The following is a 15121-nucleotide window of genomic DNA, read 5'->3' as shown; positions in this document are numbered from 1 at the left end:
GTACCCTTCAAAGGACTTTGCTGCGCCAAGACGGAGATCCTCTGATGTTTGACTTGCGGCTGGATGCAGTGGGTTCAGGTTAGCGCCACAGGCGGAGTCCGAAGACGAAGGTGGATGAGCTGGTGGGTTCTCCGGACTGACGCGTGTAGGTGGCGGTGTCGCCGTATTCGCCGGTGTAGACATAGCCGATGTAGGGAGCGAATTTGCGGTTGATTTCGTAGCGCAGGCGCAGGCCGGAGTCGAGATCGGAGAGGCCTGATCCGAGCTTGCGGCCGGGATCGTCTTTGCTGTAGAAGTTCAGCTCCGCCTGGGGTTGGAGGATCAATCGCTGCGTGATCAACAGGTCTTTGGAGCCTTCGATTCTTCCGCCGATATGGCCGCCGTCGCTGATGTAGAGAGTGGGCGCGATTTCGAAGGAGTACGGAGACAGGCCTTCGATGCCGAATGCGGCCCAGAGGCGGGTTGGGCCTGAGTCGAGGTCGGCGCGGAGGCCGGCTTGTGCGTCGAAGTAACGCATGTGCGGGATGGGACGGTCGTAGAGGGCTTCGTGATCGCCGTCGCTCATGGAGCCCTTGTCGATGGTGCCTTCGGACTTGATCCAGAGGCGGTTCATGTCGGTGCCGGTCCAGGCTTCGCCGTCCCAGCGGAATGCGGTGCTCTGGGTGTTGGTGCGGCCCTCGAACTGGTCGAGCATGGCGTGCAGGAAGACATGATTCTCCATTTCGGGCATGGACTTCATGGGCTGCGTGATGGCTGGCGTTGGTCCTGTGTCGGGGGCGTCGGGGGGTGTTGCCTGCGCGTTTGCGTGTTGGTTGAAGGCGGCCACGAAGAGGATGAATGCAGTTATCCGAAGGAGCTTGATCGCGTTCTTCACGAGACCACCACTTTTCTGAACATGCCTGAGGTCATGTGGAACAGAAGGTGGCAGTGGTAGGCCCATTCTCCCGGTGTGTCTGCGCTGACGAGATAGCTGACGCGCTCGGCGGGCTTGACGATGATGGTGTGTTTATAGGGGTTGAATTCGCCGTGGCCGTTTTCTAGTTCGCTCCACAGGCCGTGGAGGTGAATGGGGTGTTCCATCATGGTGTCGTTGATGAGGATGATGCGGACTCGCTCGCCGAGCTTCAGATTGATTGGGTCGGCGTTGGGGTAGGTCTGTCCGTTGAAGCCCCAGATGAAGCGTTCCATGTTGCCGGTGAGGTGCAACTCGATTTCGCGGTTGGGCGGTCTTTGATCGACGCCGCGGTAGCGGGCGCGCAGGTCGGAGTAGGTGAGGACGCGGCGGCCGTTGTTGTCGAGTCCCGCGCCGGGGTTGCTCAACTGACCGGAGGTGCTCGTTGCTACCATTGCGACTTTTGGCCCCGGGTGCATTTTCACTGGGGTTGAGTTGGCAGAATTCATGTTGGTGGCAGAGGTCGCGGCATCGGGGATGATGGGCATGGTGGATGGGCCGGGTTGCGGGAATGGCGTTTTGCCGTCTCGGCTGCCCATCTTCATTCCGGGCATCATTCCTAGTCCGGCGTTGTTTTGCATCTTCTTGTCTGGCATGTCGTGGCCGTCCATCTTCATGCCTTGCATGGAGGACATATCCATTCCTTGCATGTCTGCCTTGCTGTCCTTCTTCATGCCGGGCATCGATGACATGTCCATACCTGCCATCTTCATGCCGGACATTCCTGACATCCGCGCCATTTTTGACATGTCCATTCCCATGTCCATCATGGTTCGAGTCGGGCGGGGGTCCATTGCGGGAACGGGTGCGATCATGCCTTCGCGGGTGGCGAGGGTGCCGCGCGCGTAGCCGCTGCGGTCTTCGGTCTGGGCGAAGATGGTGTAGGCGGAGTCTTCTTTGGGTTGCACGATGACGTCGTAGGTTTCGGCCAGACCTATGCGGAATTCATCGACGGTGACTGGTTCGACATCGTTGCCGTCGGACTGGACGACGGTCATGGGCAGGCCGGGGATGCGAATGTCGAAGAAGGTCATCGAGGAGCCGTTGATGAAGCGGAGGCGGATTCGCTCGCCGGACTGGAAGAGGCCGGTCCAGTTGGTGTTTGGCGCTTGTCCGTTGATGAGAAAGGTGTAGGTGGCGCCGGTGACGTCGGCGATGTCGCCGGGGCTCATGTTCATGCGAGCCCACATGAGGCGCTCTGAGAGCGTGGAGCCGAAGCCCTTTTGCTTTGCTTCCGAGAGGAAGCTTGCGAGCGAGGGGCGATGGTAGTTGTAGTAATCGCTGTCCTGTTTCAGGTTGCTGTAGATGGTTTGCGGATTGGAGTCGGACCAGTCGGAGAGCAAGATGACGTATTCGCGGTCGAATTCGATGGGGTCTTTTTCCTTGCGATCGATGATGATTGCGCCGATGAGGCCTGTTTGCTCCTGAAAGCCGCTGTGGCTGTGGTACCAATAAGTGCCGTTCTGGAGCACTGGGAAGCTGTAGACGAAGGTCTGGCCTGGGGCGATGCCGGGGAAACTGAGGCCGGGAACGCCGTCCATGCCGGTGGGGATTCGCATGCCGTGCCAATGGATGGAAGTGGGCACTTTAAGCCGGTTGGTGACGGAGGCTGTAATGGTATCGCCTTCGCGCCAGCGAAGTGTCGGGCCGGGTGTCGAGCCGTTGATTGCGGTTGAGATCCTTTGATGGCCGGTGATGTTGACCGGGACGGATTCAATTGCCAGTTCGAAGTGGTTGCCCTCGATCATGCCGGGCCTGGCCTGGGGGGTATTTGCGAAGGCTGGCAATCCTTGCCAATCCAATGCTGTGATCGCGCCGGCGGAGGCGATGGTTTGAAGGAAACGGCGACGGCTTAAGGGTCTAGTTCTTGTACGTGATTTTAGGGTATTTCTGCTCATACAATTCCTTGGATGCCCGGAACTTTCCTGGGTCTTGGACTCGATGCGGGTTCCTCGAGTTACGGCGAAGGACCCTTTATTGAATGGATGCCCATGCCCCCTATGGGTATTCAGGAAAAATGAACTCCGCGCTTTCGCGTATCTGCTATCGGGATTCGAACTTCGACGAACCGGCCGTCAGAGGTATTCGTTGACCATTTTCATCCAGGTGGGCCAGTCGTGGGAGTTGAATGTGCCCCAGATGAAGAGCTTGTGGGGAATGCCTTTGTGGCTGAGGATGCCGTCGAGGTGCTGGTTGTCGCCAAGGCATTGGTCGTCCCAGCCGGTGCCGAGGACGTAGGTGTTCTGCCGGTAGCGGTCGAAGAACCAGGGATCGGAGAGGTTGGCGAGGTAGGCGGGAGGGATGTTGAAGTAGACGTCCTGGTCGTAGTAGCCCTGGAGGAATCGGGTCATGTCGAAGGCTCCGGACATGGAGAGCAGGCCCGTGAAGATGTCGGGATGGCGGAAGGCGATGTTGGTGGCGTGGTATCCGCCGAAGCTGCAGCCGAGGGCGACGAGGTGGGCGTCCTGGTTTTTCTGGCGGACGAGGGGGACGACTTCGTGGATGAGGTAGTCCTCGTACTGGATGTGGCGGGCGATTCGCCAGCGGGGCGGGACGTCGTGGTTGTACCAGCTTTCCATGTCGACGGTGTCGACGCAGTAGAGCTGGGTCTGGCCGGCGTCGATTTTTCCGGCGAGAGCTGCAACCATTCCGCGATCTTCGAACTCAAAAAAACGACCGCCGGAGGTGGGGAAGACCATGACCGGGACGCCGGCGTGGCCGAAGACGAGCAGTTCCATGTCGCGGCCGAGCCGGGAGGAATACCACTTGTGATATTCGCGATTCATGCGGGGTTATGCACCTCGGAGCGTATCGGTCGGGCTGCCGTTTTTGATACTGTAACATCCACGGGTCCGGGAAAAATGGACGACGGGCAGCGGCGCAAGCCGATCGGACGCCGATGAAGAAAAGTGTGCGGAGACGGAAAGGAAGGACGGCGGGCTTGGAGGCGGAACAAGGCGGTGAGCAGGATGCATCCCCGGAATCGCAGATATGGCGGCCGGGTTGGCATGCGCCTGCGGATGAGGTTCCGGCGCAGACTCCGCACCCGCGGCTGAGGGTTCATCGGGGATTTCGGAGCCGGATTCTGCCGGATCGGCGGGATCTGATTGTGTATCTGCCTCCGGGGTATGACGCGGAACGGGATCACCGCTATCCTGTGCTGTATCTGCATGATGGGCAGAATCTGTTCGATCCGGCGACTTCTTATATCAAGGGGCGGACTTGGATGGTGCGCGAGGCTGCCGATGCCGGGATTGAGGCGGGCGAGATTGAGCCGCTGGTGATTGTGGGCATCTACAACACCGGCGACCGGCGGCTGGCGGAGTACACGCCGGAGCGGGACTGGCAGATGGGCGGCGGCGAGGCGGATTCGTACGGAGAGCTGCTGCTGCTGGAGTTGATGCCGTGGATTGCTGAACACTACCGGGTGCGGGTGGACCGCGATGGGACGGGGCTGGGCGGGTCTTCGCTGGGCGGGCTGGTTTCTCTGTATCTGGGGTTGAAAAACGCGGAGTCGTTTGGGCGGCTGGCGGTGCTCTCGCCGAGCGTGTGGTGGAACCACAAGAGCATTCTGGGGATTGTGAACGAGACCGCACCACTGCTGGAACACAGGCCGCGCATCTGGCTGGATGCCGGGGATCACGAGGGGCGGATGACGCTGCGGGATGCCGAGCTGCTGGCCAAGCGGCTGCTGGCGAATGGCTGGCGGGATGGGGAGACGCTGCACTTTGAGAGGGTGCGCGGCGGGACGCATGATGAGGGGAGCTGGGCGCTGCGGGTTGGGCCGCTGCTGCGGTTTTTGTTTCCTGCCGAGAGCCGAGAGGCTCGTTGAACGCCAGTAGCGAACAATGCGTACGATCGGCCCGAAAACTTTGTTCGCGATTTCCACAAAGAAAGCAAAATTCGTCTTCCCAAAAACTAAACCGTTCAGTATTGTTATTGGCGGAGGCGGATGGGCCATGATTCGTGTGGAGAATCTGAGCAAGAGTTTTGGCAGCTTTACGGCGGTGGACAATATCTCCTTCGATGTCGGCAAGGGTGAGATTTTTGCTTTTCTGGGGCCGAATGGGGCGGGGAAGACGACCACGATCAAGATGTTGACGACGCTGATGCAGCCTACTTCCGGGAAGATCTGGCTGGATGGGCTGAATGCGATGGATGGGGCGGCGAACAAGCATCTGGCGCGGAAGAGTTTTGGCATTGTCTTTCAGGACCCGAGCCTGGACGGGGATATGACCGGGCAGGAGAATCTGGAACTGCACGGTGTGTTGTATCACGTGCCGCGGCGGCAGGCGCGGGAGCGAATTGAGAATTTGCTGAAGCTCTTTGAGCTTTGGGACAGGCGGGATGTGCAGGTAAAGAAGTATTCGGGCGGGATGAAGAGGCGGCTGGAGATTGCGCGGGGATTTCTGCATACGCCGAAGATTCTGTTTCTGGATGAGCCGACGCTGGGGCTCGATCCGCAGAGCCGGAACCAGCTCTGGGCGCAGGTGAAGCAGTTGAATGAGCAGGAGCAGGTCACGGTTTTTCTGACCACGCATTACATGGATGAGGCTGAGCGGGTGGCGCACCGGGTCGCGGTGATCGATCACGGCAAGGGGGTGGCTCTGGGCACTCCAGCGGAGATCAAGGAGCGGACTGGGACCGAGACGCTGGAAGAGGCGTTTCTGGCGCTGACGGGGACGGAGATTCGAGACGAGAGTGCCGATCCGGCGGCGATGATGCGGCAGTTTGCGCAGATGTGGAGACGGTGATATTCCCTCAGGGGCTAAAGCCCTCGGCGTAAGAGATGAGCCAATGTACGGGCTAAAGCCCGTACCCTTCAAGACTTACCACTCTGGACAATGGATCAGGGAACGCAGATCGGCAATTGGAGGAAGCGGGTTATGGGTGTGATTTACATTCTTTGGCTGCGGGAGTTGAAGCGGTATACGCGGTCGCGGGCGCAGATGATCGCTTCGCTGGGACAGCCGGTGTTGTATCTGCTGGCGCTGGGCTTTGGTATGGGGCCGGTCTACGCGCAGGCGGGCCATGGGAGCTATTTGCAGTTTCTGGCGCCGGGTGTGATTGGGATGACGGTGTTGTTTTCTTCCATCTTTTCGGGTATGGGGTTGCTGTGGGACCGGCAGTTCGGGTTTTTGAAAGAGACACTGGTGGCGCCGGTGCCGCGAATACTCATTATGGCTGGCCGCACGTTGGGTGGGGCGACCGTAGCTATGCTGCAGGGATTGCTGGTGGCGATTGTGTGCCTGGTTGCGGGATTTCGGCCGGTGAGTCTGGCGATGGTGCCGGTGGGGCTGCTGTTCATGTTGATGATTGCTGTTGTTTTTGCTGCGCTTGGGACGACGATCGGGTCGGCGCTCAAGGATATGCAGGGATTTCAGATGACGATGAACTTCCTGGTGCTGCCGATCTTTTTTCTTTCCGGGGCGCTGTTTCCGTTGAATAACCTTCCCCGCGTGATGGGCTGGATCACTTCGGCCGATCCGCTGGCGTATGGGATCGATGGGATGCGTTCGGCGCTGCTGGGGATGGCGCATTTTGGGCCGGTGACGGACGGTGCGGTGCTGGCGGGAGTGGCGCTGTTGTTTCTGAGTCTGGGGGCGTACAGCTTTTCCAAAATTGAAGTCTAGGGATCGAGATTCAGGTAAGGCTCAGGGGATACGACTGAAGGATGGGAAGAACGAGGAGTACGGACGCGCACAACCGGGTATTGGAAGCTGCGCTGGAGTTGTTTGTCAAAAAGGGTATTGAGGCCTCAAGCATGGACGCGATTGCCGCGGCCTCGGGGGTGAGCAAGGCGACGATCTATAAGCATTGGCGGGGACGGGATGCTCTGCTGATGGAAGTTTTGTTGCTCGTGGTGGGTATCGAAGAGAATGTCGCCGAGGAGGATTGCGGCGATCTCTTTACGGATCTGGCGAGAGTGTTGAATGACAAGCCGCGCAATGCGCGCCCTGAGGACCAGAAACGGCTGATGCCGCAGATGGTGGCGTATTCGGCGACGCATCAGGAATTTGGAGATGCGTGGCGGTCGCGGGTGATGGAGATGCCGAAGCAGCGGATTCGGCGGATTCTGATGGGAGCGATGGCCGGTGGACGACTGCCTGAAGGGATGGATATGGATGTCTGCTTCGCCCTGCTGCTTGGCCCGATGATGTACAAGCACATTTTCGGCAGGCATTTTGAGGGTGCCGGACAGGGTAAAGGCGGCGCAGGGCAAAGTATTCTGGGAACGGCAAAGTCGATCCGAAAGGCTAAGGAGGCAGGGTGCGAGCTTCTGAAGGAGACAGACGGAGTGGAGCTTGGGAGCCGGGTGGCGGAGGCTTTTTGCCGCGCATTTGAGATTCGCCATGACTGATTTGCCCAAAAAGGCAAATTTCAGCGATACTTAGACGTTGTGTTCTTTGCGGGTGGAGTCTCTGCCTGGCCGTGCGCGACTGACGCACGACGCAAATTACATCGGTACACAAACGAGATTCGGGAATTGAAAGGAAATGTATCGCCGTGGTCATGATTCGTTTGGCGCGCGTTGGCGCCACCAAGAAGCCGTATTATCGTGTCGTTGTAATTGAAAAGGATCGCGCTCGCAATGGGCGTTCGATCGAAGTAGTGGGCACCTACAATCCCCGGACCAACCCGGCGACGGTGAACCTCGAGCACGAGCGCATCAAGTACTGGGTGAGCGTGGGTGCGCAGCTTTCGGATCGCGTGGCGAAGCTGGTGGAGAAGTTCCCGGCTGCTGCTCCGGCAACTGTAGCTGCTTAAGGCCCAGGTCTCAAAATCGAGACCTGGAGCACCCGTTTTCCATAATTCTGAATGGACCTGATGCCAGCCGGAGTCGGGGCTGTTGCGAAAATCGGGATTTGCTGGCGGCGATGCAGTTCTGCTGATACTATTTCGCCCTAAGACAAAGCTCGTTTTTGTGCGGTATGTTTCTTAGGCGGAAATCGTCTGGAATATCCGGAAGCTTTGGGGATGGAGTACGTGCATGACCCAATTGGATATGCTTGCTGTGGACGATCTGGTGCGCGAAATTGCTCGGGCGCTGGTAGATGAGCCGGATGCGGTGGAAGTGGAAACTGTGAACCGCGAAGAGAACACTGTTCTGAGGCTGAAGGTTGCGCCGCAGGATGTGGGCAAGGTGATCGGCAAACAGGGGCGGACGGCGCGATCGGTGCGTACGATCCTGGGTGCGGTGAGCATGAAGGTCCATCACCGGTACACGCTGGACATCCTGGAAGAAGAGGACTAGCAGTCCGGAGCTGATTGCTCAGGGTGCTGACCGCTCGGGCGGCACTGGGATGACCACGGTTCGGGGCATTGTGACGGGGCGGATTGCTCCGGCTGGGTTTTGCTGGGAGTTCGTTGATGGCTGACCAGGTGAGTGGGCAGGCTTGGGTCTGGCTGGCTCGGATTCGCAAGGCTCAGGGTCGCAAAGGCGAGGTTCTGGCCGAAATTCTTACTGATTTTCCTGAAAAATTTGCGGAGCGTAAGCGGGTCTGGTTGCTTTCCGGGACGGGGCTTTCCGGAACTGGATCGGCTGGCGAAAGTGCGCGCGAAATGGTGCTCGATTCTTACTGGATGAACAAGGGGCAGGCGGGTGGGATTGTGCTCCATTTTACCGGGGTGGACTCGATTACCGAGGCGGAGATGCTGCGCGGCATGGTAGTGGCGATTCCGCGTGCGGAGCGGATGCCGTTGGGTGAGGATGAGGTCTATGTTGGCGATCTCATTGGATGCTCGCTTTTCGATGTTGCGGCGGATTCGGCGCGATGTATCGGCGTGATCGAGGATGTGGATCGGGATGCTGGGCCGGTGGCGCTGCTGGTGGTGAAAAGCGCAGGAGGTGCGGAGATTCTGGTGCCGTTTGCTAAGGCTTATCTGCGTCGGATTGATCCAGATGGGAAGCGTGTGGAGATGGCGCTGCCTGAGGGATTGGTTGAGGTGCAGGTTTCTACCGGTAGTTAAGCGGTTGCCATTGACCGTCGGCTGATTTGATGGCGAGGCTGATGGGTCGTGGTGGACCGCTGGATGGTACTGTGACTTCGACCCAGAGTTCCTGGCCCTTCTGGAGCGGGAAGGGCGATTTGGCGGTTTCTGAGAGGTAGAAATCGACTGGCGTCCAGAGAACGGCGTCATTGCACAGCGCGCTTTTACGCAGGGTAATCGACTGGCTATGCGCTTCTTCGTGCGATTTTGCGATGCGCAGCACGGCCAGCTGGCCGTTTTTAACTCCCACCATGACAGGGAGCTGGCCGGTGATGGTTCCCGTGTTTTCCGGATCAAAATAGGTCTGGTCGCCCGGTGGGACATTCGTATTTGTCTTCGCGATTGGGAGATTGATGCCGCAGGCGTCGATTTTGAGTTGGGTGCTGAGGTAGCGTCCGCGCATTATCATTGACGGGTCGTAGGCGACGGCGCTGGTCCAGACGCGGGGGCTGACGGAGCGGTCGAGCAGGTACTTGGCCGCGATAGACGAGACCAGGCCCAGTTGAATCACGAGGAGCGCGAGCGAGGTGCGGGCGAGGCTCATGCGGTCTCCGGCAGACCGGTGGATTCCGCAAAGCGGTCGATCAGGCGGCGGCGGGTTTTTTCGAGGAGCCAGCCGCCGGCGAGGAAGAGGATTCCGAGGCCGATGAGGCCGATGGAGCGGCCAACTTTGTCGAAGATGTCGCTGAAGTAGAAGAACATAACTACGACGGCAAACCCGGTCATACTGAGATTTACGAGTGCGCGGGAGGTGTTGCGTACGCCCCACCAGCTCATGAAGATTGCGAAGGCTGCTGTTAGCGCAAAGCCGGCGAGGTTCGGTGAATCGCTATAGAAGCGACGGTCGAACGGCGTCCAAAGAAGCCGGTTGCACCAGGGCAAGATTATCGCGAACAAGATCGCGGCGAGTACAGGAACCAGGCTTTCGCGACGACGGAACAAGGTGAAGAAGATCGGGACGGCAGCGATGACGCCCCAGTCCCAGATGCGGGCGCTGAGAGGCAGGAAGGTTGTGTGACCCGTCCAGGAGCGCCAGCTCCAAAACATCAAATCTGTGCCGACGAATGCGGCGATGGCTGCAGCGGTGAAGAGGATTCCGCGGACGGCTTTGCGGCGGGAACTAAGGAAGATTGTCAGATACAGGGTGGCCCAGACGATGAGGATTCGGCCGAGGTAGACTTCAGCCCCGACGTAGCCTTCGGCGGCGTAGGCTAGTTCGGAGATGAGCCAGGCGGGGAACAGGAGCAGGGTCAGGGTTTGCTGGGCCTGGTCGTGGAGGAGTGCCCAGCCGGCGAAGGCGGCGATGGCCCAGAGCAGGATGGCGGCTGGCCAATGCTCCTGCATGTTGAAGATCTGACCGACGAGGGCGATGGCTGCGCCCGTGGAGATGGTTCCCACGGCGTGGAGTGTGGTGGAGAGGCTGTGGAAATCGCTGCGGCTGATTGCGCCGCATAAGTGGAAGACGGATACCATCGCGAGGACGAGCGCGAAGCGGGCCAATGGGCTGATCTGGTCCCAGTGAGCGGAGACGAAGAGTACGACGCCGCAGGCGAGCAGGATGGCTCCCAGGATGAGTGCGATGAGGCCCTGCCAGCGGAGGCCAGTAGGCTTCTTTTCCGCTGCTTCGAGGGTGCGCATGCGGGCGATGAGGCCGGCGTCACTCTCGCGGTCGAGAATCCCGGCTGACTGCCAGCGTGCTAAATAGGTTTCCAGATCGGGCATAATGATTGGTCCTAAGTAGAGCATGGATGAGATAAATCTTGGAGCCCAAAATGCGTATATTCAAAGGAGTAACTAGGGTATTGGTGGTATTGACAGCGAATGCGATTTGAGATTCTTACGATTTTTCCGGAGATGTTTCGCGGGTTCTTTGAGCATGGAGTGGTAAGCCGTGCGCAGAAGAACGGACTGGTTGGGATTGGGGTCCGGGATCTTCGGGAATTTACCCATGATCGGCATCGGACGGTGGACGATCGGCCTTTTGGCGGCGGCGAAGGGATGGTGCTGAAGGCGGAGCCGCTGGCCGAAGGGTTGGCCGCGCTGGGAGTGGTTCCGGTGGCGGATCGGGACGATGCGACGCGATTGCGTGAGACCGTGGTCCTGCTTTCGGCGCAGGGACGGCCGTTTACGCAGACGGTGGCGCGGGAGTTGGCCGGGCTGGATCGCGTCGTGCTCATCTGTGGGCGGTATGAAGGTGTAGACGAGCGTGTGAATGAGATGTACTGCGACCGCGAGCTCTCGATTGGGGATTATGTGTTGAGCGGCGGGGAGCTGGCGGCTGCGGTGGTATTGGACGCAGTAATGCGGCTTGTGCCGGGGGTGTTGGGGAATGAGGCTTCGAGCGAGTTTGAGAGCTTTGGGGCCGGAGATGCGGCGATTACTTCTTCAGTAGATGTGGAGGGGGTTCCGCGGTCGCAGCATGGGGCGGGTGGGTTGCTGGATTATCCGCATTACACGCGGCCGGCCGAGTTTCGCGGGGTTGCTGTGCCGGAGGTGCTGATGGGTGGGGATCACGCGGCGGTGCGGAAATGGCGGCGGGAGCAGCAGTTGCGGAAGACGCTCAGGAACCGGCCGGATTTGCTGGCACAGGCTCAATTGAGTGCAGAGGACCGGAAGGTTCTTGAACGGCTGCGGGTTGAACTCGTGGACGAGATTTAGAGTGTATCCCTCAGCGGCTAAAGCCGCGCTGATTTCTGCTGGTCTATGTGCGGACTAAAGTCCGTACCCTTCAAATTCAGGATGTTTTGCCAATTCAAGGGATCATCCAGGGGAACCAGTAGGCCTGGGCGAAGGCGATGAGGCTGATGACGGCGGCGAGCAGGATGCTGTGCCAGAATGCCGAGCGGAGGATTTTGCCTTCCTGACCGATGAGGCCGACGGTGATGACCCCGACGGCGATGTTTTGCGGGGAGACCATCTTGCCTGCGACTGCTCCGGAGGAGTTGGTGACGGCGAGCAGGATGGGGTTTAGATGGAGCTGGTGAGCGGCGGCGACCTGGAGATTGCCGAAGAGAAGGTTGCTGGCGGTGTCGCTGCCGGTCAGGAAACAGGCGATCCAGCCGAGGAATCCGCTGAGGAGTGGGAATGCGGGACCGACGCGGGCGAAGGTTGCGCCCAGGGTGTAGGCCATTCCGGAATAGTTATAGAGATAGGCGAGTCCCACGATAGCCATGACGGTCATTGCGGGGATGCGCAACTGGCGAAAGGTTTTTGCGCCGGATATGAGGAACACTTTGCCGGGTACACGAAGGCAGAGCGCGGTGAGAATCGTGGCTGCGAGCACGGCCGTGCCGGGGCCGAGCGGCTGGAAGGTGTAGAGCGCGGCGTAGGGCTTTTGATAGAGGGTGATCAGAACCGCGTTGTGCAGGCTGGGGACTGGCAGGATGGACTGGGCCAAAGGCAGGAGCTTGAACCAGGACCATAGGATCACGACAACGGAGAGCATGACCCAGGGAAGCCATGCGGCGATGGATTCCCCTTGTGTCAATGGCGGGAATGGAGTTTCGGAAGGTACTGGCTCCAATACGCGGGCAGGTGAATTTGGCCCAAGCTCTATTGGAGGCCGGATTTTGAGGAATGTAACGGTCACCAAAATGGAGATGGAAGCTGCCAGCACATCGGTGATGTATGGACCCCAGAAGTTGGAGACGAGGAACTGGGTCAGGGCAAAGCTGAGGCCGGAGATGAGCGCAACTGGCCAGTTTTTGCGGAGTCCCTGGATGCCTGAGACAACGCAGATCAGGTAGGCGGGGAGCAGCAGCGACAGGAATGGGACCTGCCTGCCGGTCATGGCGGAGAGCTTCGCGAGGTCGAGTCCGGTGACTCCGGCGAGAGCGATGGTGGGGATGCCGAGTGCTCCGAAGGCGACTGGGGCGGTGTTGGCGATAAGTGCGACGAGGACGGCTCTGCGCGCGGGATGGCCGAGGCCAACGAGCAGACAGGCGGTGACGGCGACTGGTGCTCCGAAGCCGGCGGTGCCTTCGAGCAGCGCGCCGAAGCAGAAGGCTACGAGGACGGCCTGAATGCTGCTGTCGCGGGTGGCGTGCTGCTCCATCCAGCGGCGGAGGAGCTCGAATTTTCCTGTGTCCTGGGTGAGGTTGTAGAGCCAGAGGGCGGTGAAGACGATCCAGAGGATGGGCCAGAGAGCGTAGACGACGCCGTAGATGGCGCTCCACAGAACGAGGGACGCGGGCATGCGCCAGAGGAATAGCGCAAGAAGGATAGCGGATAGGAATCCGCAGAGGGAGGCGAAGAGGCCGCTCTTGCGGAGCGCGCCCATCAGGATGAGGACGACCACGAGCGGCAGGGAGGCTGCGAGCGCGGAGAGCGCAACAGAGTGGAGCGGGTCCAGAGGCTGGGGCCAGGGCGAGTTCATTGTGCTTTGAGCTGGAATGCGACGGGCAACCCATGCTAACGTATGCCGCGGGTTGAGAGGAAAGTTCTCTCCGGGATCGCGACAGAATGGAAAATGGAGCGGGATCGGCGGTGTAAATGATTATCGAAATGCGCACCTACAAGACGAAGCCGGGGAAACGCTCTGAGTTTCTGGAAGTGTTTCGGGCAAAGTCAGTGCCGGCGCATGAGGAGTTCGGGATGAAGATTCTGGGGCCATTTCTTTCGGTAGAAGACCCGGATGTGTTCTTTTTCATGCGGGGATTTCCCGATCTGGCGTCGCGGGAGCCGATGAAGGCGAAGTTTTATGAGGGCGAGCTCTGGAAAAGTGAGTTGGAGAATGTGTTGATGCCGATGCTGGAGAAGTATGACGTGGTCCTGGTGGACGATTCGGATGGGCGGATTCAGTGGTAAGTATGGGCGTGGAAGTGAATTCTCTGGTAAACTGAGAGTTCTGAATTCAACACTCAGCCTGCGAGATGCGTAGGCGAGCAGGAAAGTAGCAGAGCATGTCTATTCATCCCGTAATGCAGCGCTTGGCGGAGAAGCTGAAGCGTACCGATTTGCCGGAATTCAAGGCCGGTGACCAGATTCGCGTGCAGGTGAAGATCAAGGAAGGCGACAAAGAGCGTCTTCAGGCCTTCGAAGGACTCGTGATCGCCATCAAGAATGGTCCCGAGGGCAGCTTCACGGTACGCAAGATGAGCTTTGGCCAGGGTGTCGAGCGCATTTTCCCCTTCAACTCCAAGGTTGTGGACAAGGTGGAGAAGATTCGCAGCTACCGGGTTCGTCGCGCCAAGCTGTTCTACATTCGCGGATTGCGTGGTAAGGCTGCCCGCATGAAGGAAGTGGCGCGAGACCGGGCTTAGGTCTCCTCGCTCCTTTAGATTTCAGATTTTCGGAAGGCCTCGGCGTTTGCCGGGGCTTTTTCGCGTTTGCCCGAGTCTGAGTTCGGTAGCGGGGCAGTTTGAAAATAGACCGACCCTCAGGGGCTAAAGCCCTTTTATATTGCTGGGCTTAATGTACGGGCTAAAGCCCGTACCCTTCAGACTGACTCACCACACAGAGTTTTCCTCTTGGGGTGTTCTTATACTGGATGCATGGGAAGGCTGAGTGTCTCGAAGAAGGCTGCAGCGCCGGAGTGGGTCTGCGGGTGGGAGTTTGAGCGGGCGGCTCGGGCGGATGGCGCTCAGTGGATCGCGGGGGTGGATGAGGTTGGGCGCGGACCGCTCTTTGGGCCGGTGGTGGCTGCGGCGGTAATTCTGCCTGAAGGCTGCAGGCTACGAGGACTGACCGACTCGAAGAAGCTCAACGAGCGGGAACGGGAGCGATTTGACGAGCGCATTCGGGCCAAGGCAGTGGCATGGGCGATTGCCGAGGTGGATGTGGCGACGATCGACCGGATCAATATTCTGCAGGCTTCGCGGTTGGCGATGAGGCTGGCGGTTTCGCGGCTCGAACGGGAGCCGGATTGTTTGCTGATTGATGGAAATCAGCGGATCGAGTGGGACTGTTTTCAGCGGACCGTCGTCCAAGGAGATGAGCGGAGTCTTTCGATTGCCGCGGCGAGCGTGATTGCGAAGGTGTATCGGGATCGGATGATGTGTGAGCTGGACGGGCGGTTTCCGGGGTATGGCTTGGCGCGAAACAAGGGGTATGGTTCGGTTGAGCATCGGGCGGCTCTCAAACGTCTAGGAGTTACGGAGCTGCACCGGAGAAGTTTTGAACCGGTTGCACAGATTTGCGGTCAGGCTGGCTTCGAATTCACTCTGATGGGAGATTGAG

General features: G+C 59.3%; 17 protein-coding genes. 11 read left to right on the top strand and 6 right to left on the bottom strand.

Annotated features, from left to right (window positions below):
- Positions 1–79: 79 nt before the first annotated feature.
- The 3 genes from OHL23_RS25580 to OHL23_RS25570 all read right to left on the bottom strand — a co-directional run bounded on the left by OHL23_RS25580 (position 80) and on the right by OHL23_RS25570 (position 3738).
- The gene (locus OHL23_RS25580; RefSeq protein WP_263354886.1) at positions 80–874 is read right to left on the bottom strand and encodes a copper resistance protein B; all 795 of its coding nucleotides are present in this window, start codon (positions 872–874) and stop codon (positions 80–82) included.
- A complete protein-coding gene (locus OHL23_RS25575; protein ID WP_263354885.1) occupies positions 871–2850 on the bottom strand; it encodes a copper resistance system multicopper oxidase in 1980 nt (659 codons plus the stop codon). The genes OHL23_RS25580 and OHL23_RS25575 overlap by 4 nt, the downstream gene beginning before the upstream one ends.
- 177 nt (positions 2851–3027) lie before the next feature.
- A complete protein-coding gene (locus OHL23_RS25570) occupies positions 3028–3738 on the bottom strand; it encodes an esterase family protein (protein WP_263354884.1) in 711 nt (236 codons plus the stop codon).
- Positions 3739–3893: 155 nt separating this feature from the next.
- On the opposite strand from OHL23_RS25570, the gene OHL23_RS25565 reads away from it, so the two are divergent.
- From OHL23_RS25565 to rimM, 7 genes are all read left to right on the top strand, one after another.
- Entirely contained in the window at positions 3894–4784 is an 891-nt protein-coding gene (locus OHL23_RS25565; protein WP_263354883.1) for an alpha/beta hydrolase, read from the top strand.
- A gap of 127 nt (positions 4785–4911) precedes the next feature.
- Entirely contained in the window at positions 4912–5706 is a 795-nt protein-coding gene (locus tag OHL23_RS25560; protein ID WP_263354882.1) for an ABC transporter ATP-binding protein, read from the top strand.
- Positions 5707–5838: 132 nt separating this feature from the next.
- Positions 5839–6585 (top strand): ABC transporter permease, encoded by a 747-nt coding sequence (locus OHL23_RS25555; protein WP_263354881.1) that lies wholly within the window; start codon positions 5839–5841, stop codon positions 6583–6585.
- A 41-nt stretch (positions 6586–6626) separates the two neighbouring features.
- Positions 6627–7313, top strand: a complete 687-nt coding sequence (locus OHL23_RS25550) for a TetR/AcrR family transcriptional regulator (protein ID WP_263354880.1) — start codon at positions 6627–6629, stop codon at positions 7311–7313.
- 152 nt (positions 7314–7465) lie between these two features.
- Complete coding sequence (gene rpsP, locus OHL23_RS25545; RefSeq protein ID WP_263355058.1) at positions 7466–7720, top strand: 30S ribosomal protein S16; 255 nt, start codon at positions 7466–7468, stop codon at positions 7718–7720.
- 223 nt (positions 7721–7943) lie between these two features.
- Positions 7944–8207 carry a KH domain-containing protein gene (locus tag OHL23_RS25540; RefSeq protein WP_263354879.1) on the top strand — a complete coding sequence of 88 codons (264 nt, stop codon included), beginning with the start codon at positions 7944–7946 and terminating at the stop codon, positions 8205–8207.
- Between the two features lie 116 nt (positions 8208–8323).
- Positions 8324–8923: a ribosome maturation factor RimM gene (gene rimM, locus OHL23_RS25535; RefSeq protein ID WP_263354878.1), complete on the top strand. Its 600-nt coding sequence runs from the start codon at positions 8324–8326 to the stop codon at positions 8921–8923.
- Here the strand turns inward: rimM and OHL23_RS25530 are convergent.
- Both OHL23_RS25530 and OHL23_RS25525 read right to left on the bottom strand, forming a co-directional pair.
- On the bottom strand, positions 8910–9488 hold the full coding sequence (locus OHL23_RS25530) for a hypothetical protein (RefSeq protein WP_263354877.1): 579 nt from the start codon (positions 9486–9488) through the stop codon (positions 8910–8912). The genes rimM and OHL23_RS25530 overlap by 14 nt on opposite strands.
- Positions 9485–10666: a DUF2157 domain-containing protein gene (locus OHL23_RS25525; RefSeq protein WP_263354876.1), complete on the bottom strand. Its 1182-nt coding sequence runs from the start codon at positions 10664–10666 to the stop codon at positions 9485–9487. Before OHL23_RS25525 ends, OHL23_RS25530 begins: the two co-directional genes overlap by 4 nt.
- 99 nt (positions 10667–10765) lie before the next feature.
- Between OHL23_RS25525 and trmD the strand changes: the two genes are divergently transcribed.
- Positions 10766–11602, top strand: coding sequence for a tRNA (guanosine(37)-N1)-methyltransferase TrmD (gene trmD, locus OHL23_RS25520; protein WP_263354875.1), 837 nt, complete (start codon positions 10766–10768; stop codon positions 11600–11602).
- A 94-nt stretch (positions 11603–11696) separates the two neighbouring features.
- On the opposite strand, the gene OHL23_RS25515 is transcribed toward trmD, so the two are convergent.
- The gene (locus tag OHL23_RS25515) at positions 11697–13319 is read right to left on the bottom strand and encodes an L-lactate permease (RefSeq protein WP_263354874.1); all 1623 of its coding nucleotides are present in this window, start codon (positions 13317–13319) and stop codon (positions 11697–11699) included.
- Between the two features lie 116 nt (positions 13320–13435).
- On the opposite strand from OHL23_RS25515, the gene OHL23_RS25510 reads away from it, so the two are divergent.
- The 3 genes from OHL23_RS25510 to OHL23_RS25500 all read left to right on the top strand — a co-directional run bounded on the left by OHL23_RS25510 (position 13436) and on the right by OHL23_RS25500 (position 15120).
- The gene (locus OHL23_RS25510; RefSeq protein WP_263354873.1) at positions 13436–13750 is read left to right on the top strand and encodes an NIPSNAP family protein; all 315 of its coding nucleotides are present in this window, start codon (positions 13436–13438) and stop codon (positions 13748–13750) included.
- Between the two features lie 95 nt (positions 13751–13845).
- Positions 13846–14205: a 50S ribosomal protein L19 gene (gene rplS / locus OHL23_RS25505; RefSeq protein WP_396127422.1), complete on the top strand. Its 360-nt coding sequence runs from the start codon at positions 13846–13848 to the stop codon at positions 14203–14205.
- Between the two features lie 231 nt (positions 14206–14436).
- Entirely contained in the window at positions 14437–15120 is a 684-nt protein-coding gene (locus OHL23_RS25500; protein ID WP_263354872.1) for a ribonuclease HII, read from the top strand.
- The last annotated feature ends 1 nt before the right edge of the window (position 15121 follow it).

Source organism: Acidicapsa acidisoli, from assembly GCF_025685625.1.
In the GTDB taxonomy this organism is placed as follows: domain Bacteria; phylum Acidobacteriota; class Terriglobia; order Terriglobales; family Acidobacteriaceae; genus Acidicapsa; species Acidicapsa acidisoli.
This window is presented reverse-complemented; position numbering and strand designations above follow the sequence as displayed.